At 73.9% G+C, this 24,180-nt stretch carries 25 protein-coding genes; 8 read left to right on the plus strand and 17 right to left on the minus strand.

Annotated elements, in window-relative coordinates; genetic code table 11:
- Positions 1-147: 147 nt before the first annotated feature.
- The 5 genes from ACGF0D_RS25035 to ACGF0D_RS25055 all read right to left on the minus strand — a co-directional run bounded on the left by ACGF0D_RS25035 (position 148) and on the right by ACGF0D_RS25055 (position 5,324).
- Positions 148-804, minus strand: coding sequence for a hypothetical protein (locus tag ACGF0D_RS25035; protein ID WP_392919787.1), 657 nt, complete (start codon positions 802-804; stop codon positions 148-150).
- A gap of 329 nt (positions 805-1,133) precedes the next feature.
- Positions 1,134-1,874 (minus strand): hypothetical protein, encoded by a 741-nt coding sequence (locus ACGF0D_RS25040; protein WP_392919790.1) that lies wholly within the window; start codon positions 1,872-1,874, stop codon positions 1,134-1,136.
- Between the two features lie 89 nt (positions 1,875-1,963).
- Entirely contained in the window at positions 1,964-2,524 is a 561-nt protein-coding gene (locus ACGF0D_RS25045) for a PadR family transcriptional regulator (RefSeq protein WP_392872421.1), read from the minus strand.
- Positions 2,525-2,567: 43 nt separating this feature from the next.
- Positions 2,568-3,113: a hypothetical protein gene (locus ACGF0D_RS25050; protein WP_392919792.1), complete on the minus strand. Its 546-nt coding sequence runs from the start codon at positions 3,111-3,113 to the stop codon at positions 2,568-2,570.
- A 168-nt stretch (positions 3,114-3,281) separates the two neighbouring features.
- Positions 3,282-5,324 (minus strand): FAD-dependent oxidoreductase, encoded by a 2,043-nt coding sequence (locus ACGF0D_RS25055; protein ID WP_392919795.1) that lies wholly within the window; start codon positions 5,322-5,324, stop codon positions 3,282-3,284.
- A 224-nt stretch (positions 5,325-5,548) separates the two neighbouring features.
- Between ACGF0D_RS25055 and ACGF0D_RS25060 the strand changes: the two genes are divergently transcribed.
- Positions 5,549-6,772, plus strand: a complete 1,224-nt coding sequence (locus ACGF0D_RS25060) for an FAD-dependent monooxygenase (protein ID WP_392919798.1) — start codon at positions 5,549-5,551, stop codon at positions 6,770-6,772.
- A gap of 54 nt (positions 6,773-6,826) precedes the next feature.
- Here the strand turns inward: ACGF0D_RS25060 and ACGF0D_RS25065 are convergent, their stop codons facing one another.
- Together ACGF0D_RS25065 and ACGF0D_RS25070 are read right to left on the minus strand one after the other, a co-directional pair.
- Positions 6,827-7,402, minus strand: a complete 576-nt coding sequence (locus ACGF0D_RS25065) for a TerD family protein (protein ID WP_049650185.1) — start codon at positions 7,400-7,402, stop codon at positions 6,827-6,829.
- A 130-nt stretch (positions 7,403-7,532) separates the two neighbouring features.
- Entirely contained in the window at positions 7,533-7,949 is a 417-nt protein-coding gene (locus tag ACGF0D_RS25070) for a hypothetical protein (RefSeq protein WP_392919801.1), read from the minus strand.
- Between the two features lie 81 nt (positions 7,950-8,030).
- Between ACGF0D_RS25070 and ACGF0D_RS25075 the strand changes: the two genes are divergently transcribed.
- From ACGF0D_RS25075 to ACGF0D_RS25090, 4 genes are all read left to right on the plus strand, one after another.
- The gene (locus ACGF0D_RS25075; RefSeq protein ID WP_392919804.1) at positions 8,031-8,324 is read left to right on the plus strand and encodes a hypothetical protein; all 294 of its coding nucleotides are present in this window, start codon (positions 8,031-8,033) and stop codon (positions 8,322-8,324) included.
- 120 nt (positions 8,325-8,444) lie between these two features.
- Complete coding sequence (locus ACGF0D_RS25080; RefSeq protein ID WP_392919807.1) at positions 8,445-8,648, plus strand: CopG family transcriptional regulator; 204 nt, start codon at positions 8,445-8,447, stop codon at positions 8,646-8,648.
- A 1-nt stretch (position 8,649) separates the two neighbouring features.
- A complete protein-coding gene (locus tag ACGF0D_RS25085; protein ID WP_392872442.1) occupies positions 8,650-9,000 on the plus strand; it encodes a VOC family protein in 351 nt (116 codons plus the stop codon).
- Positions 9,001-9,215: 215 nt separating this feature from the next.
- The gene (locus ACGF0D_RS25090) at positions 9,216-9,620 is read left to right on the plus strand and encodes a hypothetical protein (protein ID WP_392919810.1); all 405 of its coding nucleotides are present in this window, start codon (positions 9,216-9,218) and stop codon (positions 9,618-9,620) included.
- A gap of 11 nt (positions 9,621-9,631) precedes the next feature.
- Here the strand turns inward: ACGF0D_RS25090 and ACGF0D_RS25095 are convergent, their stop codons facing one another.
- Complete coding sequence (locus ACGF0D_RS25095; RefSeq protein ID WP_392919813.1) at positions 9,632-11,215, minus strand: glycerol-3-phosphate dehydrogenase/oxidase; 1,584 nt, start codon at positions 11,213-11,215, stop codon at positions 9,632-9,634.
- Positions 11,212-11,814, minus strand: coding sequence for a TetR/AcrR family transcriptional regulator (locus ACGF0D_RS25100; protein ID WP_392872451.1), 603 nt, complete (start codon positions 11,812-11,814; stop codon positions 11,212-11,214). Before ACGF0D_RS25100 ends, ACGF0D_RS25095 begins: the two co-directional genes overlap by 4 nt.
- 74 nt (positions 11,815-11,888) lie before the next feature.
- Between ACGF0D_RS25100 and ACGF0D_RS25105 the strand changes: the two genes are divergently transcribed.
- On the plus strand, positions 11,889-13,457 hold the full coding sequence (locus ACGF0D_RS25105; protein WP_392919816.1) for an FAD-binding oxidoreductase: 1,569 nt from the start codon (positions 11,889-11,891) through the stop codon (positions 13,455-13,457).
- A 5-nt stretch (positions 13,458-13,462) separates the two neighbouring features.
- Entirely contained in the window at positions 13,463-14,362 is a 900-nt protein-coding gene (locus tag ACGF0D_RS25110; protein ID WP_392919919.1) for a diacylglycerol kinase, read from the plus strand.
- A 95-nt stretch (positions 14,363-14,457) separates the two neighbouring features.
- Here the strand turns inward: ACGF0D_RS25110 and ACGF0D_RS25115 are convergent, their stop codons facing one another.
- From ACGF0D_RS25115 to ACGF0D_RS25125, 3 genes are all read right to left on the minus strand, one after another.
- The gene (locus ACGF0D_RS25115; RefSeq protein ID WP_392919819.1) at positions 14,458-14,763 is read right to left on the minus strand and encodes a DUF6342 family protein; all 306 of its coding nucleotides are present in this window, start codon (positions 14,761-14,763) and stop codon (positions 14,458-14,460) included.
- 200 nt (positions 14,764-14,963) lie between these two features.
- The gene (locus ACGF0D_RS25120) at positions 14,964-15,266 is read right to left on the minus strand and encodes a DUF6342 family protein (RefSeq protein ID WP_392919822.1); all 303 of its coding nucleotides are present in this window, start codon (positions 15,264-15,266) and stop codon (positions 14,964-14,966) included.
- 160 nt (positions 15,267-15,426) lie between these two features.
- On the minus strand, positions 15,427-15,726 hold the full coding sequence (locus tag ACGF0D_RS25125) for a DUF6342 family protein (RefSeq protein ID WP_392919825.1): 300 nt from the start codon (positions 15,724-15,726) through the stop codon (positions 15,427-15,429).
- Between the two features lie 537 nt (positions 15,727-16,263).
- Here ACGF0D_RS25125 and ACGF0D_RS25130 point away from each other — a divergent pair.
- Positions 16,264-17,412, plus strand: a complete 1,149-nt coding sequence (locus tag ACGF0D_RS25130; RefSeq protein ID WP_392919828.1) for a Cmx/CmrA family chloramphenicol efflux MFS transporter — start codon at positions 16,264-16,266, stop codon at positions 17,410-17,412.
- Positions 17,413-17,501: 89 nt separating this feature from the next.
- Here the strand turns inward: ACGF0D_RS25130 and ACGF0D_RS25135 are convergent, their stop codons facing one another.
- From ACGF0D_RS25135 to ACGF0D_RS25155, 5 genes are all read right to left on the minus strand, one after another.
- Positions 17,502-19,106 carry a multicopper oxidase family protein gene (locus ACGF0D_RS25135; protein WP_392919831.1) on the minus strand — a complete coding sequence of 535 codons (1,605 nt, stop codon included), beginning with the start codon at positions 19,104-19,106 and terminating at the stop codon, positions 17,502-17,504.
- Positions 19,103-19,576: a hypothetical protein gene (locus ACGF0D_RS25140; RefSeq protein WP_392872466.1), complete on the minus strand. Its 474-nt coding sequence runs from the start codon at positions 19,574-19,576 to the stop codon at positions 19,103-19,105. The genes ACGF0D_RS25135 and ACGF0D_RS25140 overlap by 4 nt, the downstream gene beginning before the upstream one ends.
- 205 nt (positions 19,577-19,781) lie before the next feature.
- Positions 19,782-22,307, minus strand: coding sequence for an FtsX-like permease family protein (locus tag ACGF0D_RS25145; RefSeq protein ID WP_392919833.1), 2,526 nt, complete (start codon positions 22,305-22,307; stop codon positions 19,782-19,784).
- Positions 22,304-23,182 carry an ABC transporter ATP-binding protein gene (locus tag ACGF0D_RS25150; protein ID WP_392919836.1) on the minus strand — a complete coding sequence of 293 codons (879 nt, stop codon included), beginning with the start codon at positions 23,180-23,182 and terminating at the stop codon, positions 22,304-22,306. The genes ACGF0D_RS25145 and ACGF0D_RS25150 overlap by 4 nt, the downstream gene beginning before the upstream one ends.
- Positions 23,183-23,287: 105 nt before the next feature.
- Entirely contained in the window at positions 23,288-24,082 is a 795-nt protein-coding gene (locus tag ACGF0D_RS25155; protein WP_392919838.1) for an aminotransferase class IV, read from the minus strand.
- Between the last annotated feature and the right edge of the window lie 98 nt (positions 24,083-24,180).

Below are 24,180 nucleotides of genomic sequence, written 5' to 3' on the forward strand. Positions count from 1 at the left end.
TTTTTTTATTTTTTGCTTATTGTTATCCCTCTATATTGTTTTCGTTCTCAGTTCTTTTTTTGGGGGGGGGGGGGGGCGGGGGGTGGGGGGGGGGGCCCCCCCCCCCCCCCCCCCCCCCCCACCGCCACACGCGCCGACCACGTCGACTCAGCAGTGCACGGCGTAGCCCTTCTCCAGGCCGAGATCGAGACGCTCCTCCTCCGACTGCCCGTCCCGCTGGACGGCCACTCGGTACTCACCCTGGAGATTCCTCGGGATCGCGGCGGTGTAGACAGTGCGCTGGGCGCCACCCATAGTGACCGAATACACCTGCCGGACCGGGAAGTTCCTTCCCTGACACGATAGATGGTCGATCGTCTCACCGCTGGCCATCACGCTCACCGCCCACCACGGATCCTCCTGGCGGTTGAACAGCCCGGAGTCCCCGAAGAGGTCTACGCCGGGAACCCGCTTCTCGGCGATCTGCTTCTCCGTCCTACACCTTCCGGCCGTAATGGACTCCGATGCGACGCAGAGATCGCCGGTCTTCTCCGCCTGCCAGATCAGCTCAGGATCGTACCCGCCGTCGTACTCGATCACAGTGAACCGGTCACCGGCCGGTGCCGTCCCGTCAGCCTTGGCCGTACGAAGGATCAGCTTCCTGAAGCTCTCCGGGAACACATGTCCGGTCGCGGCCGTTGATGCGGCCCCGCCCGCGACAGTCGGCCTGTCGCCCCCCGACGCCCCAGTGCACGCACTGACAGCGCACAGCACGCCCACGAGGACAGCACAGAACATCGCAGAGCGTCCCGTCACGTCGCTCACCCCCTTGCTCGAAATGGCTTCCGTTACTCATACCGCAGGCTCAGTGACGCATCATCCCTTACCACCCACGGTCATCTCGGGTGGGGAATCGAAGACGACGCGGTTCCGACCGAGCATCTCGGAGGACCGCCATGCGGGCCTTTGGCCTGGCCAACCAGCGTGAACCGTAGATCAGTTCACGCTTCAGCGTGGCGAAGAAGGACTCCGCGAGGGCGTTGTCACAGCTGGAGCCCACCCGACCCGTCGAACGCCGTATCCCGTACGCCCAGCAGACCCCGGCGAACGCCGTGGGCGTTCGGGGAGGGGTCGCGCTGTTGTCCGGGCGCGGGTCAGACGCGCTGGCCCTCGGTGGGGGCGGCGGTGGGGGCGGTGGTGCTGTCGGCCTGGGTGCCGAGGGTGCGTTCGACCTTGGCGACGGCGGTGCGGTACTGCATGGAGGCGGTCTGCTCGTTGCTGCCCTGGCGTTCGAAGTAGCCGAAGACCATGGCCACCGTGCCGAAGCGCTCGACGCCGACGTAGCCGTTGAGTTGGACGCCGGCCAGGGTGCCGTCGAGGCGGACGGCGGGGGCGTCCTTGCGGTCGCCGAGGGTCACCGGGGTGACGGTGAAGGTCACGGTGTCGGCGGTGCCGGAGCTGAAGGTGATGGTGTGACAGGTCTTCAGGGCGTCGGCGGCGGAGTTGAAGTCGGCGGTGAGCTGGTCGGGCGCCTCGGCCGCCAGGGCCTGGGTGACCATCGGGTTGCCGTCCGGGCCGTCGAGTTCGGTCTCGGCGCGCGGGATCGGCGCGCCCGGCTGGGTGACGTACATGTTGATCAGGGCGTTGAGCGCGGCGCAGCCGGTCACCGGGGACGACGGGCTCGCGCCGGGGCTGGGGCTGGGGCTCTGCGTCACCGGGATCTCGGTCCAGTCGGGGCCGAGGTCGGACGCGGTCAGCAGGGCCGACTTCAGCTGGTCGGCGGAGGGGAGGTCCGCGGTCGGCACGGCGGACGCCGGCAGGGTTGCCGGGCCCAGGAGCACCGCCAGGGCGGCGGCCGCGGCGGCGAGGGTGTGGATGGGCCTGGGACGGGACATGCGGGCCCCCGGTCGAGAGTTCGGGCAGGGACAGCCACCAGTGTCCCACCGGGGTTCCGAGGGGGCGCGCGGGCGGGGATCCGCGCAGGTCAGGCGCCGTCCACGGGGCCTGTGGCCGGTAGCGCTCCGAGGGCTTCCAGGGTCTCGGCGAGCCACTGCACCCAGAAGGTCTCCAGTCCGATGCCGGCCCGCAGCACCGCGTGCTGGAGCCGGTTCTCGGCGTCCGCCCGCTCGGCCGGGAAGTCGCGCCGCTCGATCTCCCGGTAGTCGTCCAACTGCTCCCGGTGCAGGGCGAGATGGCGTTCCAGCTCGGCCGTCAGCCCGTCCGTGCCGACCACCGCGGCCGCTCGCAGCCGCAGCAGCAGGGGCTCCCGGACGGCGCGCGGCTCGGCGCCCTCGGCGGTCCAGCGGGCGAGTTCGGCGCGGCCCTCGGGCAGGACCTCGTACTCCTTCCTCTGCCCGCGCACGGGTCCTTCCGGCTGGAGGTTCCGGATGTGCCCGGAGGCCTCCAGCCGGCCCAGTTCGCGGTAGATCTGCTGGTGGGTGGCGGGCCAGAAGAAGCCGATCGACTTGTCGAACCGCCTGGTCAGCTCCAGCCCCGAGGACGGCTTCTCCAGCAGGGCGGTGAGGATGGCGTGGGGCAGCGACATGCCGTCGATCGTACGGGGGGCCGCCGCGGGCGGCGGGCCCGGCTCAGCCCCGGGCGGGCGCGGAGGCGTACCGGGCGAGCAGGGCGCGCAGCCCGTCGGGGTCGGCGGTGCCGCGCTTGGGCAGGATGCTGAGGCAGGAGTTGTTCTTGTCGGCGCTCAGCAGCACGAACAGCCCCGGGGTCTCCACGTAGTACGGGGCCGCCTGCCAGGCCAGGGTGCTGGTGGAGTGGCGGTTGGCGATGGTCACGCCGGCGGCTTCGACGGTGACCTTGAACTCGCCCTTGTCGGCGGCCAGCCGGTGGAACTGGCCGGCCTGGAGCCGGGGCAGCACGAGGATCAGGCCCAGGGCGGCGATCAGCATGGCCACCAGCGAGGAGTCGATCTCCTCCCCGACGACGATCTTGAACGCGCCGACGGCCACCGTGCCCGCCGCGATCAGGTTCAGGAACAGCCGGTGGCGCCGGCCCGCGCGAGTCGTCCGGGACCGGGCCGCCAGGGCCTCCCGGAAGTCCTCCACCGCCGGCGTGTACGCGAGCTCGATCCGCTCGTCCACCGCCGGTCTGTGCCCCGCCTCGACCTGCTCGTCCATCGACCTGCTCCCCCTCGATCCGCTTCGTGACCTGCGCATTCGGCCTGCGCTTCGGCCTGCGCTTCGGCCTGCGGATCCTAGCAACACCCGGCGGGCGGGCCGCCAGTGGTTTCACGACCGGCGTCCCGCGGCTCGCACCGCGGGACGCCGACCCGGGGGCGCGGGACCTCAGAGCGAGGCGGCCAGCTCGGTGCCCTGCTTGATGGCGCGCTTGGCGTCCAGTTCGGCGGCCACGTCCGCGCCGCCGATCAGGTGCGCCGACAGGCCGCGCTCGCGCAGCGCCTCGTACAGGTCGCGGCGCGGCTCCTGGCCGGTGCAGAGCACGACGGTGTCCACGGGCAGGAGTTGGCGCTCGCCGTCCACGGTGAGGTGCAGCCCGGCGTCGTCGATCAGCTCGTAGGTGACGCCGGGGACCATCACCACGCCGCGGTGCTTCAGTTCGGTGCGGTGGATCCAGCCGGTGGTCTTGCCGAGGCCGGCACCGACCTTGGTGGTCTTGCGCTGGAGCAGGTGGACGCTGCGCGGGGGCTTCGGCCGCTCCGGGGCGCGCAGCCCGCCGCGCTCGCGGTACTCCGGGTCGATGCCCCACTTGGCCTGGAACGCGGGCGGGTTGAGGCTTGCCGCGTCGCCCGGGTCGGTGAGGAACTCGGCCACGTCGAAGCCGATGCCGCCCGCGCCGAGGATGGCGACCCGCTCGCCGACCGGCGCGCCGTCGCGCAGCACGTCGAGGTAGCCGAGCACGCTGGGGTGGTCGATTCCCGGGATGTCGGCGGGAGTTCGCGGGGTGACGCCGGTGGCGAGCACGATCTCGTCGTGGCCGTGCCCGGCCAGCTGCTCGGCGGTGACGGTCGCGCCGAGCCGCAGCGTGACGGCCAACTCGGCCAGCCGGGTGCGGAAGTAGCGCAGCGTCTCGTCGAACTCCTCCTTGCCGGGGATGCGCCGGGCGATGTTCAGCTGCCCGCCGATCGTCTCGGCGGCGTCGTACAGCGTGACGTCGTGGCCGCGTTCGGCGGCGGAGACGGCGAACGCGAGTCCGGCCGGGCCCGCCCCGACGACGCCGATCCGCTTGCGCGACCGCGTGGGCCCGAGGACGAGTTCGGTCTCGTGGCAGGCGCGCGGGTTGACCAGGCAGGAGGTGATCTGGAGGCTGAAGGTGTGGTCGAGGCAGGCCTGGTTGCAGCCGATGCAGGTGTTGATGGCCTCGGCGCGGTCCGCCCTGGCCTTGGCGACGAAGTCGGCGTCGGCGAGCAGCGGGCGGGCCATCGAGACCAGGTCGGCACTGCCCTCGGCGAGCAGCTTCTCGGCGATTTCGGGGGTGTTGATGCGGTTGGTGGTGACCAGCGGGATGCCGACCTTGCCCATCACCTCCTTCGTCACCCAGGCGAAGGCGCCGCGCGGCACCGAGGTGGCGATGGTGGGGATGCGGGCCTCGTGCCAGCCGATGCCGCTGTTGATGATGGTCGCCCCGGCGGCCTCGACGGCCTGGGCGAGCCGCACGACCTCCTCCAGGGTGGAGCCGCCGGGGACCAGGTCGAGCATGGAGAGCCGGTAGACGATGACGAAGTCCTCGCCGACCCGTTCGCGGACCCGGCGGACGATCTCCACCGGGAAGCGCATCCGATGCTCGTACGCCCCGCCCCACTCGTCCTCGCGGTGGTTGGTGGCGGCGACGATGAACTCGTTGATCAGGTAGCCCTCGGAGCCCATGATCTCGACGCCGTCGTACCCGGCGCGGCGGGCGAGTTCGGCACAGCGGGCGAAGTCCTCGATGGTCTGCTCGACCTGCTCGGCGGTGAGCTCGTTGGGCGTGAAGGGGCTGATCGGGGCCTGGATCGCGCTGGGGGCGACGAGGTCGCGGTGGTAGGCGTAGCGGCCGAAGTGCAGGATCTGCAGGGCGATCTTCCCGCCGGCGGCGTGCACCGCGTCGGTGACCGTCCGGTGCTTGTCGGCCTCCTCCTCGGTGGTCAGCATCGCGCCGCCCTCCCAGGGGCGCCCGGCCTCGTTGGGGGCGATGCCGCCGGTGACGATCAGGCCGACGCCGCCGCGGGCCCGCTCGGCGTAGAAGGCGGCCATCCGCTCGTAGCCGCCGGGGGCCTCCTCCAGGCCGACGTGCATCGAGCCCATGATCACGCGGTTGGGCAGGGTGGTGAAGCCGAGGTCGAGCGGGCTGAGCAGGTGCGGGTAGCGGCTGCTGCCGGGGTGGGCGCTCATCGACGTCTCCTGGGGCGCGGGCGGGGGTCGTTGGTTACCGCAGAGTAGGGGACGGGCGACGGGTTATGCAACTAGTTGCATAAAGCCCGGAGGTCCGCTCCGATGCGCCCTCCGGATGGCGCAGAACACGGCGCCCGGAGCGGACGGGCGGCGTATCGTCGTGTCCCGGACAGGGCGGGGGACATCGCGAGCTCGAGAGAGGGGCGACTGTGCAGGGTGGCTCGGTGGCCGTGGTCGGGGGCAGCATCGCCGGGAGCGCCTTCGCCGGCGCCGCCGCCCGGCTCGGCGCGGAACGGGTGGTGGTGCTGGAACGCAGCCCCGGCCGCCTGGAGGACCGCGGCGTGGGGCTGTGCACCCACGACGACCGCTTCGACGAACTGGTCCGGGCCGGGCACCTCGACGCCGACACCCGCCGCCACCGGCTCACCGTCCGCCGCTGGGTCACCCGCGGCGCGGCCGGCGAGGGCGACGGACCGGACGGCTGCGGGCGGCTGCTCTGGGCCCAGCCCTTCCCGTTCCACTCCCACCACTGGGGCGTGCTCTGGCAGGCGCTGCGCGAACGGACGCCCGAGCAGGTCGAGTTCCGGCTGGGCGCCACCGTGACGGCCGTCGGCAACGGCCGGGACGGCGCCTGGGTCGAAGCGGGTCGCGGCCGCGAGGAGTACGACCTGGTGATCGGCGCCGACGGCTACCGCTCGGTGGTCCGCGCCGCCGTCTGCCCACAGGCCGGGCCCGAGTACGCCGGGTACGTGTGCTGGCGCGGCAGCTACGACTCCGCCCTGTTGGCCGAACTGCCCGGCGGCGCGGCACCCTGGCCCGAGGACCAGGGCGTCACCGCCTGCTACCCCGGCGGCCAGGTGGTCATCTACCGCATCCCCGGGGTCGAGCCCGGCCGCACCCAGGTGAACTGGGTCTTCTACGCCCCCACCCCCGCCTGGCTACGGCTCGACGGCCCGACCAGCATCCCGGCGGGCACCCTCGGCGACGGACAGCTGGACGAACTGCGGCAGCTCGCCGAGCGGCACCTGCCGCCGTACTGGGCCGGCCTGGTCACCCTGACCCCGCGCGAACGGACCTTCCTGCAGCCGATCTACGACCTGGCGGCCCCGCACCGCACGGCCGGCCGGCTGCTGATCGGCGGGGACGCGGCCACCGTGGTGCGCCCGCACAACACCAGCGGCGTGGTGAAGGCGGTGCAGGACGCCCACGCCTTCGAGCTGGCCGGACGGGAGCACGGCTCCTGGCCGGCTCTGCTGGCCGCCTACGACCGCGAACGGACGGCGTCCGGGCGGGAGTTGGTGGAGCTGGGCCGCACCCTCGGCCGGGCCCAGGTCACCGCGGCGCCGGACTGGTCAGGGATGGACGAGCCGGCCATGACCGCCTGGTGGCAGCAACAGTTCACCGGCGGCGGGGGTTTCGGCGGCCACGCACTCGGCCGGACGGGCTGAGCGCTCGCCACGGCCGCCGAGACCGCCGAAACCCCGTCAGATCACCGCGGACGATCAGACGTTGACGCCGTAGTCGGTCGCGATGCCGCGCAGGCCGGAGGCGTAGCCCTGGCCGATGGCGCGGAACTTCCACTCGTTGCCGTTGCGGTACAGCTCGCCGAAGACCATCGCCGTCTCGGTGGAGGCGTCCTCGGTCAGGTCGTAGCGCGCGATCTCCAGGCCGTTGGCCTGGTTGACGATCCGGATGAACGCGTTGCGCACCTGGCCGAAGTTCTGCAGCCGGGCGTCGGCGTCGTAGATCGACACCGGGAAGACCACCTTGGCCACGTCGGCCGGGACGCGGTCCAGGTCGACCTTGATCTGCTCGTCGTCCCCGTCCCCGCCGCCGGTCAGGTTGTCGCCGCTGTGCTCGACCGAACCCTCGGGGCTGCGGAGGTTGTTGAAGAAGACGAAGTGCTGGTCCGAGACCACCTTGCCCAGCGCGTTGCACAGCAGCGCACTGGCGTCCAGGTCGTAGTCGGCCCCGGTGGTGGTGCGCACGTCCCAGCCGAGACCGACGATCACGGCGCTCAGACCGGGCGCCTCCTTGCTCAGCGAGACGTTGCCGCCCTTGGCCAGCGAAACTCCCACAATGCCCTCCTCTGATCTCTCCCTGTGGACGAATCTACAACACTGTAGAGATCACGAGAATCCGTCTGCGGGTGGGCCCGCCCCGGGAATTTCTCCGGGTCGCGCACGGGAACCGCTCACTGCTCGCTACTCACTGCCCGGCGTCGATCTCGATCCGCAGCGCGCCGTCCTCGGCCAGCGACCTGCGGCCCCAGCCCAGCAGCAGGCTCAGCACCTCGCGCTCGGCGGCCGGGAGCCGGGTCAGGTCCACCCGCTCGACCTCCCGGACCAGCCCGGCCATCGACGGCCGCCCGATCCGGCTGCTGAAGTCGAGGTCCGGCTCGTACCGGGCGAGGGTGGGCAGCGCCCGCGCACCCAGACGGCGCAGGACTGCCCGCAGCGCGCCCCCGTCCACCCACGCCTCCAGCCGCCCGGACCGCGGCGCCGGGCCGGCCTTCCGCCCCGTCCTCATCTTGACCGGCACCCGGTACAGCCCGAGGACGTACTCGTGCTCCGCCACCTCGTCGTCCGGCCCGTACGGCCGCAGGCCACCCGCCGCGCTGCTCATGCCGAGCACCCTAACGACCCGCCGCCCTAGACTGTCATCAGTGGATTTCCCCTCGTCGCAGGCCGGTCGCCGGAGGTCCCGATGCGCCAGCGGTACAGCTTCCACCTCGACCAGGACGGGCACTCGGTGACCGTCAACATCCGCTCCGGCCGGATCACCGAGACCGAGGTGCTGGTCGACGGCAAGGAGTGCGCCTTCCACCGCGTCCACGGGCACGGCGCCTACCCGCTGACCCTCGCCACCCAGGTCGCCGAGGAGCCGCCGAAGCCGCTCGCGGTGCGGCTGGAGCGCACCGGCCGGGCCGAGCACCCGCTCTCCTGCGTGCTGGAGCTGTCCGGCGCCGAACACCCGATGCCCGAGCGCACGGCCCGCTGACCCCGGCCCACTGACCCCGGCCCGCCGACCCCGACGGCCCGCCGACCCCGCTTCACCACTCGGCCCGCGCTCCTTCGCAGGGCTAGCTTGCTAGCAAGCTAGAGTGCTAGCATCATGGGCGTGGGAGACGAGGATGTGAAGCAGTTCAACGTGTACCTGCCGATCGGGCTGATCAAGCAGGTCAAGCTCCGCGCCGTCGAGCAGGAGCTGTCGCTGTCGGCACTGGTCGCCGAGGCGCTGCGCGCCTACCTCGGCGACGCCCCCGCCGCCCAGCACGCGCAACCGTCCGAGAAGTCCGTCGAGAAATCCGTCGAGGAGGACTGAGATGACCACCGAGGGCATCGAAGCCGTGTTCATGGAGACCCACAACTGGGGCAAGTCCGTGAAGTTCTTCCAGGGCCTGGGCTACGAGCTGGAGTTCGCCACCGACCACAACTCCGGCCGACTGCGCAGCAGCACCGGCCCCAGCCTGTTCATCGCCGAGATCCCGGCGGACCGGCAGCCGCAGGTCCAGCTGGTACTGAAGGTGGCGGACGCCGACGCCTTCGGCACCGCCGACGGCGTGGAGCTGGAGACCCCGTTCGAGGACACCCACTTCGGCACCCGGATGGCGGCCGTCCGCGACCCCGACGGCCGCCTCTGGGGCCTCCAGGCGCCGGTCAAGAACGAGGCGTAGCAGCGGGGGGGGGGGGGGGGGGGGGGGGGGGGGGGGGGGGGGGCGGCGGCCCCCCCCCCCCCCCCCCCCCCCCCCCCCCCCCCCCCCCAGCACAGGGGGCACGGGCCCAGGCACACTGGTGACCACCCGTTCAGGCGGTTTGCTCGCATTTGCCCAGGAATACCGGGATCCCCTAAGATCCCTCGGCCACCCCACCACCCACCGAAGGCCTCCGCATGACCTCCCCCGCTTCCCCCGCCACCCCGGACGCCTTCGACGAGCTGCTGCGCGAGGTGATGGCCGACGCCGAGCGCTTCGGCCACCGCCAGCACGTCCGGCTCACCTGGCTCGCCGTCCGCCGCCACGGCGCCACCGCCGCCCTCGACCTGATCGGCGAGGGCATCCGGCGCACCGCCACCAAGGCCGGCGCGCCGCAGAAGTTCCACGTCACCATGACCCGGGCCTGGGTCGAGCTGGTGGCCCACCACGCCGACGACGCACCGGACTTCGACGCGTTCGCGGCAAGCCACCCCGACCTGCTCGACAAGGACCTGCTCGCCCGCCACTACCGGCCCGGGACGCTCGCGGACGAGCGCGCCCGGACGAGCTGGGTCGAGCCGGACCTCGCACCCCTCCCCTAGGGCCAGGCCGCTCAGCCCTCCTGACCCGCCCCGCGGCACTCTCCGACGATCTCCTCGACGGCCTTCCGGGCCCGCTCGGCGTCCTCCGCGACCAGCCCGATCCTGGTGCGGCGGTCGAGCACGTCGGCCACGTCCAGCGCGCCCTCGTGGGTGACGGCGTAGGCGATCTCGGCGCGGGTCACGTCCAGGCCCTCCGCGACCGGCGCCGACTCCCCCGCCGCCAGCACCTCGTGGGCCGCACCACCGTGGCGGGCGACGAGCGAGGCGGGCACCGGACCGGCGCCCCCTTCCCCGGTGGGCAGCGGGCGGCTGTCCCGGTGGCCGGGGGCGCCGATCAGCGGCAGCCGGGCCGTCCAGCAGGCCCGGGCCGACAGGCCGCGCAGCCGGACGGCGGCGTCCACCGCGTCCTCGGCCATCTTGCGGTAGGTGGTGAGCTTGCCACCGACCACGGTGACCACCCCGTCCGGGTTCTCCAGCACGGCGTGCTCACGGGAGATGTCGGCGGTGCTGCCGTCCCCGGTGTCGATCAGCGGGCGCAGCCCGGCGTAGGCCCCGCGCACGTCCGCCCTGGTCAGAGCGGTTTCGAGGGCGGCGTTGACGGTGTCGAGGAGGAAGGAGAGCTCGGCCTCGGTGGGCTGGGGCTCGTCCGGGATCGGGCCCGGGGCGTCCTCGTCGGTCAGGCCGATCGCGACCCGGCCGAGCTGCTGCGGCAGGGCGAAGACGAACCGGCTGGTGGAGCCGGGCACCGGCACGGTGAGGGCGGCGGTCGGGTTGCCGAGCGCCTGCGCGTCCACCAGCAGGTGGGTGCCCCGGCTGGGCCGGAGCCTGATCGAGGTGTCCACCTCGCCCGCCCAGACGCCGGTGGCGTTGACCACCGCGCCGGCCCGGACGGCCAGTTCCTGCCCGGTGAGGGTGTCGACCAGCCGGGCCGAGGTGCCGGTGACCTGCTCGGCGCGCACCCTGGTCAGCACGCTCGCCCCGTACTGCGCGGCGGTCCTGGCCAGTGCGACCACCAGCCGGGCGTCGTCCACGAGTTGACCGTCGTGCGCCACCAGCGCGCCGCGCAGCCCGTCGGTCCGCACGCCCGGCACCAGCCGGCGGGTCCGGTCGGCGTCGATCCGGCGCACCCGCGGCAGCAGCGCGCCCGGGGTGCCGGCCGTCAGGCGCAGCGCGTCCCCGGCGTGGAAGCCGGTGCGGATCAGCGTGGCCTGGCCGGGGCGCAGCAGGTCGGGGAGCAGCGGCACCAGTTGGGGCAGCGCCCGGATCAGGTGCGGGGCGGTGCGGGTCATCAGCACGCCGCGCTCGACGGCGCTCTCCCGGGCCACCTTGATCCGCCCGGAGGCGAGGTAGCGCAGGCCGCCGTGCACCAGCTTGGAGCTCCAGCGGCTCGTGCCGAAGGCCAGGTCGCGGGCCTCGACCAGCACCGTGCGCAGGCCGCGTGAGGCCGCGTCCAGGGCCACGCCGGCGCCGGTGACGCCGCCGCCGATGACCAGGAGGTCGATCCGGGGGTCGTCACCGAGCGCTTCGAGTTCCAGCGTGCGGCGGGCGGCGTCGAGCCGGGAGGTCCCGGCGTACGGGCCTGCGGTGGGGGTCATGGAGCGAGGTATCCGTTCAGTGCTCTGGCCAGTTCGCGCCGCCAGGCCGCCTCGGGTAGCAGGGAGGCGACCATGCGGTGCGACTGGACGGTGGACTGGGCGATCAGCAGGACCATGGCGGCCAGTTCGAGCGGCTCGCCGGCCCGGATCGAGCCGTGCTCCTGGCCCTGCTCGATGCCGGTGCGCAGTGCCTCCAGCAGGCCGCGCTGGCTGGCGCCGAGCCGCTCGACGACGTACCGGAAGAGCAGGTCGGAGTCGTCGGAGTGCAGCAGTGCGCCGAGCACCGGGTGGTCGCGCAGCCGGACGGCGATCTCCACGACCCGGTCGACGAGGGTCTCCCGGTCGTGGACGTCCAGTCCGGCGCCGTCCAGGGTGGTCAGGATCTCCCGGGTGAGCAGTGCGCCGATCACCGCCTGGACGTCCGGCCAGCGGCGGTAGACGGTCGGGCGGCTGACCCCGGCGCGGCGGGCGATCTCGGCCAGCTGGGTGCGGCGCACGCCGAGGTGGACGATCAGGTCGGCGGCGGCGTCCAGGATCGCGTCGTCGGTGCTGCGCTCCCCGGCGGCCGGGGGCTGAGGCTCGGCGTTACTACTTGACATGATGTGTGAAACTGTAACGCATGGCACCTGAAACGCAAGCGGGACCGGCCGGCGCCGCACTTCCGCTCCCCCCGATGAAGTGGGACGCCTGGGGCGACCCGGCCCTGGCCAAGGAGCTGTCCGCCGACATCAAGGGACTGCTCGCCGCGGCCCTCGGCGTGACCGGCGACGCCGCTCCCGGGCCGAGCGCCGACGAGGTCGTGCTGCGCCCGTCCCGGCTCTCCGCCGAAGCCCTCGCCGCCCTGGCCGCCGCCGTCGGCGAGGCCAACGTCAGCGCCGCCGACGCCGACCGGCTGCCGCGCGCCGGCGGCAAGTCCACCCCGGACCTGCTGCGCCGCCGCAGCCGCGAGGCGCAGGACGCGCCCGACGCGGTCGTGCTGCCCGGCGACGAGCAGGAGGTCGCCGCCGTCCTCGCGGTGTGCGCCGAACTCCGCATCGCCGTCGTCCCGTTCGGCGGCGGCACCAGCGTCGTCGGCGGCCTCGACCCCGAGCGCGGCGGCCTCGACGCCGTCGTCTCGCTCGACCTGCGCCGCTTCGACCAGCTGCTCGACCTGGACGAGACCTCCGGCGAGGCCGTCCTCGGCGCGGGCCTCACCGGCCCGGCCGCGGAGGCGCTGCTCGCCGAACGCGGCTGGGAGCTCGGCCACTACCCGCAGAGCTTCCGCTACGCCACCATCGGCGGCTTCGCGGCCACCCGCTCCTCCGGCCAGGACTCCGCCGGGTACGGGCGCTTCGACGAGATGGTGCGCGGCCTGCGCGTCGTCACCCCCGCCGGGGTGCTCGACCTCGGCCGCGCCCCCGCCTCCGCCGCCGGCCCCGACCTGCGCCAGCTCTTCCTCGGCTCCGAGGGCACCCTCGGCGTGATCACCGCCGTCCGGCTGCGCGTCCACCCGCTGCCCGCCGTCAAGGCGTACGAGGCGTGGAGCTTCCCCGACTTCGCCACCGGGACGGCCGCGCTGCGCGCCGTCGAGCAGCAGGGCACCGGCCCGACCGTGATCCGGCTCTCCGACGAGGCCGAGACCATGATCAACCTGGCGATGACCGAGCAGATCGGCGGCGCCCCGGCGGTCAGCGGCTGCCTGGCCGTCACCGTCTTCGAGGGCAGCGCCGCCCAGGTCGCCGCCCGGCAGCAGCTCACCCGCGACGCCCTGCTCGCCGCCGGCGGCACCTCGCTCGGCGAGGCCCCCGCTCGGGCCTGGGAGCACGGCCGGTTCAACGCCCCCTACCTGCGCGACTCCCTGCTCAGCGCCGGCGCGCTCTGCGAGACCCTGGAGACCGCCGCCACCTGGGAGCGGCTCCCCCACCTGCGCACCGCCGTCACCGAGGCGCTCACCGGGGCCCTGCCCGGCGCCCTCGTGCTCTGCCACATCTCGCACGTCTACCCGACCGGCGCCTCGCTCTACTTCACCGTGGTCTCCGCCCTCGGCGAGGACCCGCTCAGCCGCTGGGGCGTCGCCAAGCGCGCCGCCGGGGACGCCATCATCGGCGCGGGCGGCACCATCAGCCACCACCACGCCGTCGGCGCCGACCACCGGCCGTGGATGACCGACGAGATCGGCGACCTGGGCGTGCGCATCCTGCGCGCCGTCAAGGCCGAACTCGACCCGGCGGGCATCCTCAACCCGGGCAAGTTGATCCCTTGAACGAGGTGAGAACCGTCCGCAGGGTCGCCGTTCTCACCAACCCGGCGGCGGGCATCGGCCACGCCGAGCCCGCCGCCCACCGGGCCACCGCCCGGCTGCGGGCCCTCGGCGTCCAGGTCGACCCGCACGCCGGGCGCTCCCCCGAGGACGCCGTCCGCCTCGCCCGTGAGGCGGCGGCCGACGGGGTGGACGCGGTGGCCGTGGTCGGTGGTGACGGCATGATCAACCTCGCCCTCCAGGCCCTGGCCGGCACCCCCGTGCCGCTCGGCGTCATACCAGCGGGCACCGGCAACGACCACGCCCGTGAGTACGGGCTGCCGCTCGACGCCCCCGAGGCCGCCGCCGACGTCATCGCCGCCGGGCGCACCCGCGGCGTCGACCTCGGCCGGGTCACCGGCCCCGACGGCGCCGTCCGCTGGTACGGCTCCGTCCTCGCCACCGGCTTCGACTCGCTGGTCAGCGACCGCGCCAACCGGCTGCGCTGGCCGCGCGGCCGGATGCGCTACAACCTCGCCATCGCCGTCGAGTTCGCCAACCTGCGCCCGCTGCCGTTCCGGATCACCCTCGCCGACGGCACCGTCGTCGAACGCGACCTGACCCTGGCCGCCGTCGGCAACACCCGCAGCTACGGCGGCGGCATGCTGATCTGCCCCGCCGCCCTCCCCGACGACGGCCTGCTCGACGTCACCCTGGTCGACGCCATGCCCCGGCTGCGCATCGCCCGCTTCTTCCCGACGCTCTTCAAGGGCACCCACATCACCCACCCGGAGGTCACCACGCTGCGTACGGAGTCCCTGCGGATCGAGTCCCCCGGCATCACCGCCTACGCCGACGGGGAGTTCATCACCTCGCTCCCGGTGGACGTCGCGGTGGTCAGGGACGCCCTGCGGGTGCTGGTGCCCTGAGCCGCCGGCGCCGTGGTCCGGTCCGCCGGAACGACGGAGGTCCGCGCACTCCGGAGAGTGCGCGGACCTCGGGGCCGTGTGGAGCGCGCAGCCGCCTAGTAGTCCAGGTCGCGCTGGTACTTGACCTCGGTCACATTGCCGGCGAGGTACAGGTTGCCGTCCGCGTCGAGGATCGCGACGATCTTCTTCATGCCGCCCCAGTAGGTCGTGAAGTAGAACTTGTTCTTCGCGTGGTCCACTTCCACGTTCGTGTTGACCGACAGCTCGATGCTGTCCGGACCGCTGATGAGCACGTCCTTCTTCGGCGTGCCCGGGTAGACCTGGTTCTGCCGCAGCTTGACGCGACCGTGCCAGTCGCCTTGCGTCCAGTTGTCCGCTTCGCCGAGGTCGATGTCAGGCATGGAGGCCCTCCCCCTTCGATCCCGCGGGCAGCCCGACAGGGCACGCCCGCACTCCATTGAAAACAACTTCGCCGCCAGGTGGAGCACTTGGTCACCCGGCGGAGGGTCCGCGCACTCCGGTGAGCGCACGGGCCCGGGTACCGCACCGGGCGCTCCGCTCCGGCCACCACGCCGGGGAGGAACGACCGGATCCACCCGTCCTAGTAGGTCAGGTTCGTCTGGCCCGTGAACAGCCGGCCGGCGACGGACAGGTTGCCGAAGGAGTCCAGCACCGCGAGCATCTTCCGCGTGCTGCCGTGGTAGGTGGTGAAGTAGAACTTGTTCGCCTCCTGGCTGGTGGAGTGGTTCGTGTTCACCACCAGCTCGATGCTCTCCGGACCGCTGATGAGCACGTCCTTCTTCTTCGGCTCGTTCAGGTAGGTCTGGTTCTGCCGCAGCTTGATGCGACCGTTCCAGTCGCCGTTCTTCACGTCGGACGCTTCGCCGAGGTCGATGTCAGGCATGGAGGCCCTCCCCCTTCGATCCCGCGGGCGGCCCGACAGGGCACGCCCGCACTCCATTGAAAACAACTTCGCTGCCAGGCGCGGCACTTGGCCACCTGACGGAGGATCCGCGCACTCCGGTGAGCGCACGGTCCCGGTATCGCACCGCCCCGAACAGGACCTAGTACGTCAGGTTCCCCTGGCCCGTGAACACCTGACCGGCGATGGACAGGTTGCCGTCGGAGTCCAGCACGGCGATGATCTTCTTCACGCCGCCGCGGTAGGTCGTGAAGTAGAACTTGTCCGACTCCTGGCTGCTGCTGAAGTTCGTGTTCACCGACAGCTCGATGCTCATCGGCGAGGTGACGAGCACGTCCTTCTTGGCCGGGGACTGGCCGATCCGGTTCTGCTCCAGCTTGACGCGGGCGCGCATGTCGCCGTCGTCCCAGTCCGTCGCCACGCCGAGGTCGATGTCAGGCATGGAGGCCCTCCCCCTTCGATCCCGCGGGGAGCCCGCCAGGGCACGCCCGCACTCCAGTGAAACAACTTCGGTGTCAGGTGGCGCACTTGGCCTCCCGAACCGATCGGAAACCTACACGGCTCAGCCACGGAACCGGAACCTCCGGTTCTAAAAATTTCCGAACCGGTCAAAAACGAGCAGAAGTTGACCGAATTTGCCACCGCGGAGGCACAGAGTTGATCGCAAGCCCCCACACCTCCTCGCTGATCCCGCCAAATACCGCCGTTCGACGCATACGTGACGTTCGATCACTTAATGGCGGGACCCGTCGAGCAATCGGGCGACTCGACGGCGGGCGGTCCGGTAGCCTGCGGGCATGTCGAGCCCTGAGGCATCCAGGGTGGGGGCTTTCGGTCACGCGCCGTCAGCCCCCTGAACCCCGGAGAGCCTGGAACCACCAAGGTCCGAGCGAGCGCCGCGCCTGCGCCGCCCGGGGGTTGAGCGTGCGGTGACGAGACGTCCCGTCCTCGTTCCCTCCGTCCTCCTCGGAGTCTCTCGATGCCCCTCCCCCTCTATCCGCTCGCCCTGGCCGTGTTCGCCATGGGCACCTCGGAGTTCATGCTCGCCGGGCTGCTGCCCGGCCTGGCCGCCGACCTCGGCGTCACCGTCGGTACGGCCGGCGGGCTGACCTCGGCCTTCGCGGTCGGGATGGCCGTCGGCGCGCCGCTGATGGCCGCGCTCGCCCGCAGCCGGCCTGGGCGCGGCAGCCTGCTCGGGTTCGTCCTGGCCTTCGCGGCGGCGCACGCTGTCGGGGCCGTGACCGCGAGCTTCCCGGTGCTGGTCGCCGCCCGGGTGGTGGCCGCGCTCGCCAACGCCGGGTTCCTGGCCGTGGCCCTGACCACCGCCGCCGCGCTGGTCCCGGCGGACCGCAAGGGACGGGCGATCGCCGTGCTGCTGTCGGGCACGACGGTGGCGACCGTGGCCGGCGTCCCCGGCGGAGCGGTGCTGGGCACGCTGTTCGGGTGGCGGGCCGTGTTCTGGGCCGTCGCGCTGCTCTGCCTTCCGGCCGCCGTCGGGATCGCCACGTACCTTCCGCCGCCGGTCACTTCGGCACCCCTGTCTCCGGCCCCGGCGCTGCGCACGGAGTTCGCCGAGCTGCGCCGCCCGCGGCTGCGGCGCGCGATGCTGGTCGCCGCGCTGGTGAACGCGGCGACCTGCGGCGGCTTCACCTTCCTCGCCCCCGTGGTGACCGGCCCCGCCGGGCTGGGCGAGCCGTGGGTGCCGGTCGCCCTGGTGCTGTTCGGCGCCGGGTCGTTCGCCGGGGTCACCGTCGCCGGGCGGCTCGCGGACCGGCACCCCGGCCGGCTCCTCGCCGTCGGCGGCCCGCTGCTGCTCGCGGGCTGGCCCGCGCTCGCCGTCCTGGCCGACGCACCCGGCGCGTTGCTGCCCCTGGTGTTCCTGCTGGGCGCGCTGTCCTTCGCGGTCGGCGGCACGCTGATCACCCGGGTGCTGTACGAGGCGGCCGGCGCCCCCACCCTGGCCGGTGCCTACGCCACCACCGCGCTCAACCTCGGTGCCACCGCCGGTCCGTTGCTCGCCGCCGCCACCCTCGGCACCGCTCCCGGCGGCCTCGGGCCGTACTACTGCGCCGGCCTGCTGGTCGCCGCGGCGCTGCTGGTCGCGACGGTACGGCCGCCGGTCGGCTGAGGAACCGCGCTCCGGCGGCGCCGGAACACGAGTGCCGGAGGGCGCGGCGCGCGCCCTCCGGCACTCCGGTGGCCGGGGCAGCCCGCCCGTCAGCGCACCGTGAAGTCCGCCATCATCGCCATGTCCTCGTGCTCCAGGTTGTGGCAGTGCAGCATGTACACCCCCGCGTAGTCGGTGAACCGCACCAGCACCTCCACCGCCTCGGCCGGGCGCAGGTCCACGGTGTCCTTCCACCCCGCGTCGTACGGGCCCGGGTCCTCGCCGTTGCGGCCGATCACCTGGAACTGGTTCAGGTGGACGTGCACCGGGTGGTGCAGGTCGCTGGAGAAGCGCCAGAGCTCGACCTCGTCGAGGGCGGGCGTGGCGATGTTCCGGCCGGGCTCGTACAGGCGGCCGTTGATGGTCCAGCCGTCGCCGCGGCTGCGGCGGAAGGCGAAGTCGCGGGTGGCGACGGCGGCGGAGGCGTCCAGGGCTTCGACGGTGGCGAGCCGGTCGGGCACCGTCGCGTCGTCGGTCACCTGCCGCGCGGTGACGTCGAAGCGCATCACCTCGGCCGTCCGGCCGCTGCCGAAGCGGTTGACCAGCCGGACCTCGGTGCCGGGCGCGTAGCGGGCGAAGTCGACCACGACGTCGAAGCGTTCGGCGGGCGCGATCTCGATCCCGTCGTGCCGGACCGGGGCGGCGAGCAGGCCGCCGTCGGAGCCGATCTGGACCAGGGCGTCGCCGCCGGTGGGCTGCGGGTCGAGTTCCAGCCGGTAGAGCCGGGTGTTGGAGGCGTTGAGCAGCCGCAGCCGGTAGCGGACCCGGTCGACGTCCAGTCGCGGCCAGGGCGCGCCGTTGACCAGGATGACGTCGCCGAGCACGCCGTTGGCGTAGGCGTCGGTGACGCCCGGCTCGCCGAGGTCCGGATCGACGGCCGGGTAGCGGAAGGAGCCGTCGGCGGCGAAGGAGCGGTCGGCGATCATCAGCGGCAGGTCCCGCTCACCGTGCGGCAGCGGCAGCGCGGCCTCCTCGTCGTCGTGCACGAGGTGGAAGCCGGCCAGTCCGCGCCAGACGGCAGGACCGGTGAAGCCCATCCGGTGGTCGTGGTACCAGAGGGTGGCGGCGCGCTGCTTGCCCGGATAGGTGTACGTGCGCTCGCCGGTGACGTTCCTGCCCGCCGCGTGGCGCATCCCCGGCATCCCCGCCATGCCCGGCATGCCTGCCATGTCTGCTATGTCCGCCATCCGCCGGGCGTCGTCGTCCGACGTCCCGACCGGCAGCAGCAGGTCCACCGGGTAGCCGTCGCTGTCCGCCGGGGTGTGCCCGCCGTGCAGGTGGGTCGTCGTGGGCACCGGCAGCTCGTTGCGGTGCCTGACCACCGCCGCCCGCCCGGAGCGGGCGACCAGGGTCGGCCCGGGGAAGCCGCCCCCGTACGTCCAGGCCTCGGTCTTCACCCCGGGGAGGATCTCCAGCGTCGCGACCTGCTGGGTGATCTCGTAGTGGTCGCCGGTCGCGTCGGTGCGCACCGGTCGCAGCACGGGCGGCAGCGGCAGCGCGGTCCGGAAGGCTCCCGGAAGGTCGAGCTCGCTGCTCAGCAGCTGCCCGGGGCGGCCCTCGGCGAGCAGCCGGGCGGCGGAGGGGGCGGCGACGGCGGCCAGGGCGCCCGCGCCGAGGACGGAGGCGCCGATGCCCAGGAACCGGCGCCGGTTCACTGGGACACCTCCACCGGCCCGCCGGGGCGCGGCAGCCGTCCGGTGCCGTCCGGGCCGCCGGCCGCCCGCGTGTCCCGGGCCGGCAGCGGCAGCCGCCAGGCGCCGGCCAGGCCGAACAGCACACCGCTGACCAGCAGGACGCCGAGCGTGACGTGCACGCCGAGCGCCCGGGCGTAGCCGGCGACGATCTGGCCGGTGACGGCGACGGCGAGCAGCGCGGTGGTCCACAGCGGCCGGAGCGGGCCCCGGCCGGGCCACCGGACGGCGACGGCCACCGCGAGCTGGACCACCACCACGGTGGCCAGCACCATCGCGGTGCCCTCGTGGTCCTTCAGGGATGCGTAGGTGCCGTTCAGGAAGCTTCCGGCGAGCACGACCTGGAGCAGTGACAGCAGCGCCAGCAGCGTGGTGGAGATGCGCAGCAGGATCAGCGGCCAGCGGGGTGCCGGGGCGGCGGGAGGACTGCTCATGTCGGGCTACTCTCTGCGTCGAGGGCGGGCGGGGCGGGCGAGAGCGTAACTGACCAGACGTCACGATCAGCCCGAATAGGGCCCGTTGGTGCTTCCGGTGGTTTCGTTTGCCACCCACTCGGGCCGACGTCCTCACCCGAACGAGGGGTGCGCCCGAGCCGTCCTCGAGCACACCCCTCTCCCGCGTCCCGCTTCCGCTTCGCCGCTACTGGCGTGCCGCGCCCAGCGCCGCCGGCCGGGTCCGCAGCAGTGCCCGGACCGGCGCCCCGGTCGCCGCGAGGCAGAGCAGCACGGCTCCGGCGGCCAGCGGCAGGGCGAGCATCGGCGGCACGTACGGGGCGGAGTTGGCCACGCCCCGGGCGACCGGCACCAGGGTGATCCCGGCGATCGCCGCGCCGACCGCCAGCCCGGTCGAGGCGACCAGCAGCGCCTCCCAGCGCATCATGCCGCGCACCTGGCGCCGGGTGGTGCCGGCCAGTCGCAGCAGCGCGACCTCGCGGCGCCGGTCCAGCACCGTCATCACCAGGGTGTTGGCGGCGCTGACGGCGGCGAACCCGCCGAGCACGGCGGCCATCACGGTGTTGGCCCAGCCGCTGATCTCCAGGTCCCTGTCGGCCTGGGCGACGAAACCGGCCCGGTCGGTCACGGTGGCCCCGGTCAGGGCGCCCAGTCCGGCGGCCACCGCCGCGGGGTCGGCGCCCGGCGCGTCGGCGACCAGCACCTGGTTGTCGTACCCGGTGGTGACGTGCGTGGCCACCGCGGCCCGGGGCAGCAGCGCCTGGCCGACGCCGAGCCCGCGGTCGTACACCGCGACCACGGCGGGCCGCACGGCGGTGCCGTCGCCGAGCCAGAGCTTCACCCGGTCGCCGACCCCGGCGCCGAACGCGTCGGCCATGGTGGCGCTCAGCGCGATGGTGTCGGGGGCGCGGCCGAGGTCGGCGAGCGTGCCGCTGCGCACGCCCAGGTCGAGCACCTTCGGCAGCCGGGCCGGGTCGCCGTCGACGCCGAGCACGGGGGCGGAGCCCGGCTGGCCGGCGTTCTCGAAGACGACTCCGGTGCGCAGCACGCCGACGGCGGTGTCCACGCCGGGCACCCGGGCGGCCCGCTCGGCCGTCCCGGCGGGCAGACCGGGGCCGGTGGAGGCGATCACGTGGTCGGCGGTGACACCGGCCCGCACGTTCTCGCCGGTGGTGTGGCGCACGGTGCTCTGGAGGATCAGCAGGGTGCCGCAGAAGGCGGTGACCAGCACGATCGGGGTGATCGCCGAGGCCAGCCGGCGGGCGTTGGCGCGGGTGTTGTCGGCGGCCAGCGAGCCGGGCGCGCCGCCGGCCCGCAGCGGGGCGCCGAGCACCACGGCGGCGGCCCGGGCCAGCCAGGGGCCGAGCAGGGCGACGGCCAGCATGAAGCACATCACCACGCCGAGCGCGGTCTGGGCGGCCTTGGCGCCGTCCAGGGCGGTGGCGACGGCGGCGGCCGCGATGCCACCGGCGACGAAGACCAGCCCGAGGACGGTACGCACCCGGCCCAGGCGGGGCGGCTCGACGGCGGCCTCGCCGAGCGCCTGGGCGGCCCGCATCCGGGACGGCCGGCGGGCGGCCAGGAAGCCGGCGGTCAGCGCGGCGAGGGTGCAGGCGAGGACGGCGGCGAGCATCGGCAGTGGGCCGACGTCCAGGCGGACGTCCGCGGGGACGGCGCCGCGCTCGACCAGTTGGCCGAACCACCAGCGGGCGAGGGCGAGTCCGGGCAGGACGCCGAGGGCCGCGGCGAGCGGTGCGACCAGCATCGCCTCGGCGGCGATGGTGCGGCGGATCTGGCGCGGGGTGGCGCCGATGGCGCGCAGCAGGGCGAACTCGCGGGCGCGCTGGCCGGTGGCGAGGGCGACGGTGCTCATCACCACGAAGACCGCGGTCATGGTGGCGTAGCCGCCGAAGGTGCCGCCGAGCGCGATCAGCATGGTGCGGGCGTCGCCGAGGGCGGGGTGCTCGACGGTGCTCCGGTCGTCCCCGGTGAAGGTCCTGGCCTCGCCGCCGACGGCCTGGCGGACCTGCGCGGCGAGCGCGGCGGTGGTGACGCCCTCGCGGGGCTGTACGGCGACGGCGTCGATCCGGCCGGGGTGGCCGGAGAGGCGGTCGGCGGTGGCGTCGGCGAACCAGGCGGTGGGGCCGGCCTGTTGGGCGGCGGCCAGGCCGGAGACCCGGTAGTCCGCGGTGCCGCCGGGCGCGGTGAGCGTGAGGCGGGCGCCGGGCGCGAGGTGGGCGGCGTGCGCCGTGTCGGCGTCCAGCACCACCTCGTTCGCGCCGGGGGCGCGGCCCTCGACCAGCTTGTCGCCCGGCCCGGCGATGCCGAGCGCGGCGAAGCCCCGGCCGGTCAGGGCCGGCGCCCGGTCGGTGGCGGGCAGCGGGAAGGCGGTGTCCGGGCGGGCGGCCGCGACCCCGGGCAGGGCGGCCAGCCGGGCGACCAGCGCGGCGTCCGTCCGGGCCCGCTCCGGGACGGCCTGCTCCTCGGTCTCGGTGTCCTCGCCGATCTTCCGCTGGAACTTCACGCTCTGCTCGGCCGCGACCACCACCGGGGCGGCCGCGTAGCGGGTCGGCGCGAGGCTCGCGGTCAGGCCGGTCTGCAGCAGCACGCCGCAGGCGACCACCACGGCGGCGCCCAGCAGCAGGGCGACCAGGGTGCCCACGAAGGACGCGGGCCGGAAGCGCACCGAGGCGCGCGCGAGTCCGTTCGTCATGCCGCCGCTCCCACCGGGCGGGCGGTCAGCGCGACCATCCGGTCCGCGACGGCCTGCGGGGTCGGGTGCGGCAGGTCGTCGACGATCGCGCCGCCCGCCAGGAACAGCGCCCGGTCGGCGAAGGAGGCCGCCACCGGGTCGTGGGTCACCATCACCACCGTCGCGCCGAGCGAGTCCACGGCCTGCCGCAGCAGGGACAGCACCTCGTGCGCGGTCCGGGTGTCCAGCGCGCCGGTCGGCTCGTCGGCGAACACCACGTCCGGGCGGGTGATCAGCGCGCGGGCGATCGCCACCCGCTGCTGCTGGCCGCCGGAGAGCTGGCCGGGCCGCCGCCCGGCGTGCTCGCCGAGGCCCACCCGCGCCAGCAGCTCCCGCGCCCGGGCACGGTCCTGGCGCTCCCCGGCGAGGCGCTGCGGGAGCAGCACGTTCTGCTGGACGGTCAGCGAGGGCAGCAGGTTGAAGGACTGGAAGACGAAGCCGATCCGGCTGCGGCGCAGCTTGGTCAGCCGGTCCTCGCCGAGCGCGGTGATGTCCTCGCCGCCCAGCAGGACCTGCCCGGCGTCCGGGCGGTCCAGGCCCGCCGCGCACTGGAGGAAGGTGGACTTGCCGGAGCCGGACGGGCCCATCACCGCGGTGAAGCTGCCGTGGGCGAGCGCCAGGTCGACGCCGCGCAGCGCCTGCACCGTCGCCTCGCCGCGCCCGTAGGCGCGGCGCACCCCGCGCAGCTCGATCGCGGGGGCCGCCTGCGGGGCCGGAATGTACGGGGCGCCGCCGAACCGGGCCGCGGTGTGGCCGTGGTCGTAGCCGTGGCCGTCAGGGCCGTACCGGTCCGTTCCGAACTCGTCGGTCCTGCGGCGGTCTTGGCGGCGTGCCATGGGTGGGCCTTCCTTCGGTTCTGCGTCGCTCGTCGTCAACGTGCTCCAACCTAGGAAGCGCGGGCGCCGCGGACCATGCAGGCCACCGGCGGACCGGAGGTGGGGTTATCCCCCCACCCGTTCACCGGGAATCCCCAGGTAGGAGGCTCGCAGCTCGGCGAGCACCGGGTGCGCGGGATCGAAGGCGGTGCCGTCCACCGCCGCCAGCGGACGCACCCCGACGCCCGCGTTGACCGCGAAGGCGGCGGTGAAGCGGGCCAGCGCGTCGGCGGGCAGCGGCGCGCGGGACTGCGGCCCGCGGTACGCGGCGGACAGCAGGGCCTCGGTGACGCCGGGCAGGCTGGGGCCCTGCGGCCAGACCAACTCGTCCCCGGCCAGGAAGCCGACGTTCCAGGTCGCGCCCTCGACCACCAGGCCGCCCTCGTCGACCAGCAACACGTCGTCGAAGCCCGCCAGTTGGGCCTGCCGGCGGTGGTGCACCAGGCCGAACAGGCCGACGTGCTTCACCTCCGGCAGCTCCCGCCGGTAGGTGGTGGTGCGGACCCGCAGCGGGGCGGGGTCGGACGTCGCCGCCGGGCGGGTGGTCACCAGCAGGGCGGGTGCGGCCGGGGCGGCGGGGCGCTCCAGGCCGAGCGCCGGGTCGTACACGGTGACGCGGACGATCACCGGCGCGCCGTCGGCCGGCAGCACCGCGCCGATCCGCTCCCGCACGACCGCCCGGTCCAACTCGGCGCCGAACAGCAGCCGGCAGTCCCGGACCAGCCGGTCCAGGTGCAGCGCCAGACCGCGCACCCGGCCCGCCTCGGCGCGCAGGGTGGTGAAGTGCCCGTAGTTGAGCAGCCCCAGCGCGGCCAGCCGCGCCGGGTCGGCGGGGGCGCCGTCGATCTCGATCTCAGCCATCCCCCGAGTCTGCCAGCCGCCAGGACACCGGCGGGGCCTGCTCAGGCAGCGGGGATTCCGACAGCGGAGACACCGGGAGCCGGGACTCCGGCAGCCGG

The organism is Kitasatospora sp. NPDC048298 (assembly GCF_043201465.1).
Classification (GTDB): Bacteria; Actinomycetota; Actinomycetes; order Streptomycetales; family Streptomycetaceae; genus Kitasatospora.

Excerpts from the sequence above, each read along its gene's own strand:
- ACGF0D_RS25105 (WP_392919816.1), top strand. The coding sequence starts at position 11,889 with ATGAAGTGGGACGCCTGGGGCGACCCGGCCCTGGCCAAGGAGCTGTCC.
- ACGF0D_RS25145 (WP_392919833.1), bottom strand. The coding sequence starts at position 22,307 with ATGACGAACGGACTCGCGCGCGCCTCGGTGCGCTTCCGGCCCGCGTCC.
- ACGF0D_RS25085 (WP_392872442.1), top strand. The coding sequence starts at position 8,650 with ATGACCACCGAGGGCATCGAAGCCGTGTTCATGGAGACCCACAACTGG.
- ACGF0D_RS25150 (WP_392919836.1), bottom strand. The coding sequence starts at position 23,182 with ATGGCACGCCGCCAAGACCGCCGCAGGACCGACGAGTTCGGAACGGAC.
- ACGF0D_RS25070 (WP_392919801.1), bottom strand. The coding sequence starts at position 7,949 with ATGAGCAGCGCGGCGGGTGGCCTGCGGCCGTACGGGCCGGACGACGAG.
- ACGF0D_RS25155 (WP_392919838.1), bottom strand. The coding sequence starts at position 24,082 with ATGGCTGAGATCGAGATCGACGGCGCCCCCGCCGACCCGGCGCGGCTG.
- ACGF0D_RS25045 (WP_392872421.1), bottom strand. The coding sequence starts at position 2,524 with ATGTCGCTGCCCCACGCCATCCTCACCGCCCTGCTGGAGAAGCCGTCC.
- ACGF0D_RS25100 (WP_392872451.1), bottom strand. The coding sequence starts at position 11,814 with ATGTCAAGTAGTAACGCCGAGCCTCAGCCCCCGGCCGCCGGGGAGCGC.
- ACGF0D_RS25120 (WP_392919822.1), bottom strand. The coding sequence starts at position 15,266 with ATGCCTGACATCGACCTCGGCGAAGCGTCCGACGTGAAGAACGGCGAC.
- ACGF0D_RS25095 (WP_392919813.1), bottom strand. The coding sequence starts at position 11,215 with ATGACCCCCACCGCAGGCCCGTACGCCGGGACCTCCCGGCTCGACGCC.
- ACGF0D_RS25075 (WP_392919804.1), top strand. The coding sequence starts at position 8,031 with ATGCGCCAGCGGTACAGCTTCCACCTCGACCAGGACGGGCACTCGGTG.
- ACGF0D_RS25125 (WP_392919825.1), bottom strand. The coding sequence starts at position 15,726 with ATGCCTGACATCGACCTCGGCGTGGCGACGGACTGGGACGACGGCGAC.
- ACGF0D_RS25130 (WP_392919828.1), top strand. The coding sequence starts at position 16,264 with ATGCCCCTCCCCCTCTATCCGCTCGCCCTGGCCGTGTTCGCCATGGGC.
- ACGF0D_RS25055 (WP_392919795.1), bottom strand. The coding sequence starts at position 5,324 with ATGAGCGCCCACCCCGGCAGCAGCCGCTACCCGCACCTGCTCAGCCCG.
- ACGF0D_RS25140 (WP_392872466.1), bottom strand. The coding sequence starts at position 19,576 with ATGAGCAGTCCTCCCGCCGCCCCGGCACCCCGCTGGCCGCTGATCCTG.
- ACGF0D_RS25090 (WP_392919810.1), top strand. The coding sequence starts at position 9,216 with ATGACCTCCCCCGCTTCCCCCGCCACCCCGGACGCCTTCGACGAGCTG.
- ACGF0D_RS25050 (WP_392919792.1), bottom strand. The coding sequence starts at position 3,113 with ATGGACGAGCAGGTCGAGGCGGGGCACAGACCGGCGGTGGACGAGCGG.
- ACGF0D_RS25040 (WP_392919790.1), bottom strand. The coding sequence starts at position 1,874 with ATGTCCCGTCCCAGGCCCATCCACACCCTCGCCGCCGCGGCCGCCGCC.
- ACGF0D_RS25115 (WP_392919819.1), bottom strand. The coding sequence starts at position 14,763 with ATGCCTGACATCGACCTCGGCGAAGCGGACAACTGGACGCAAGGCGAC.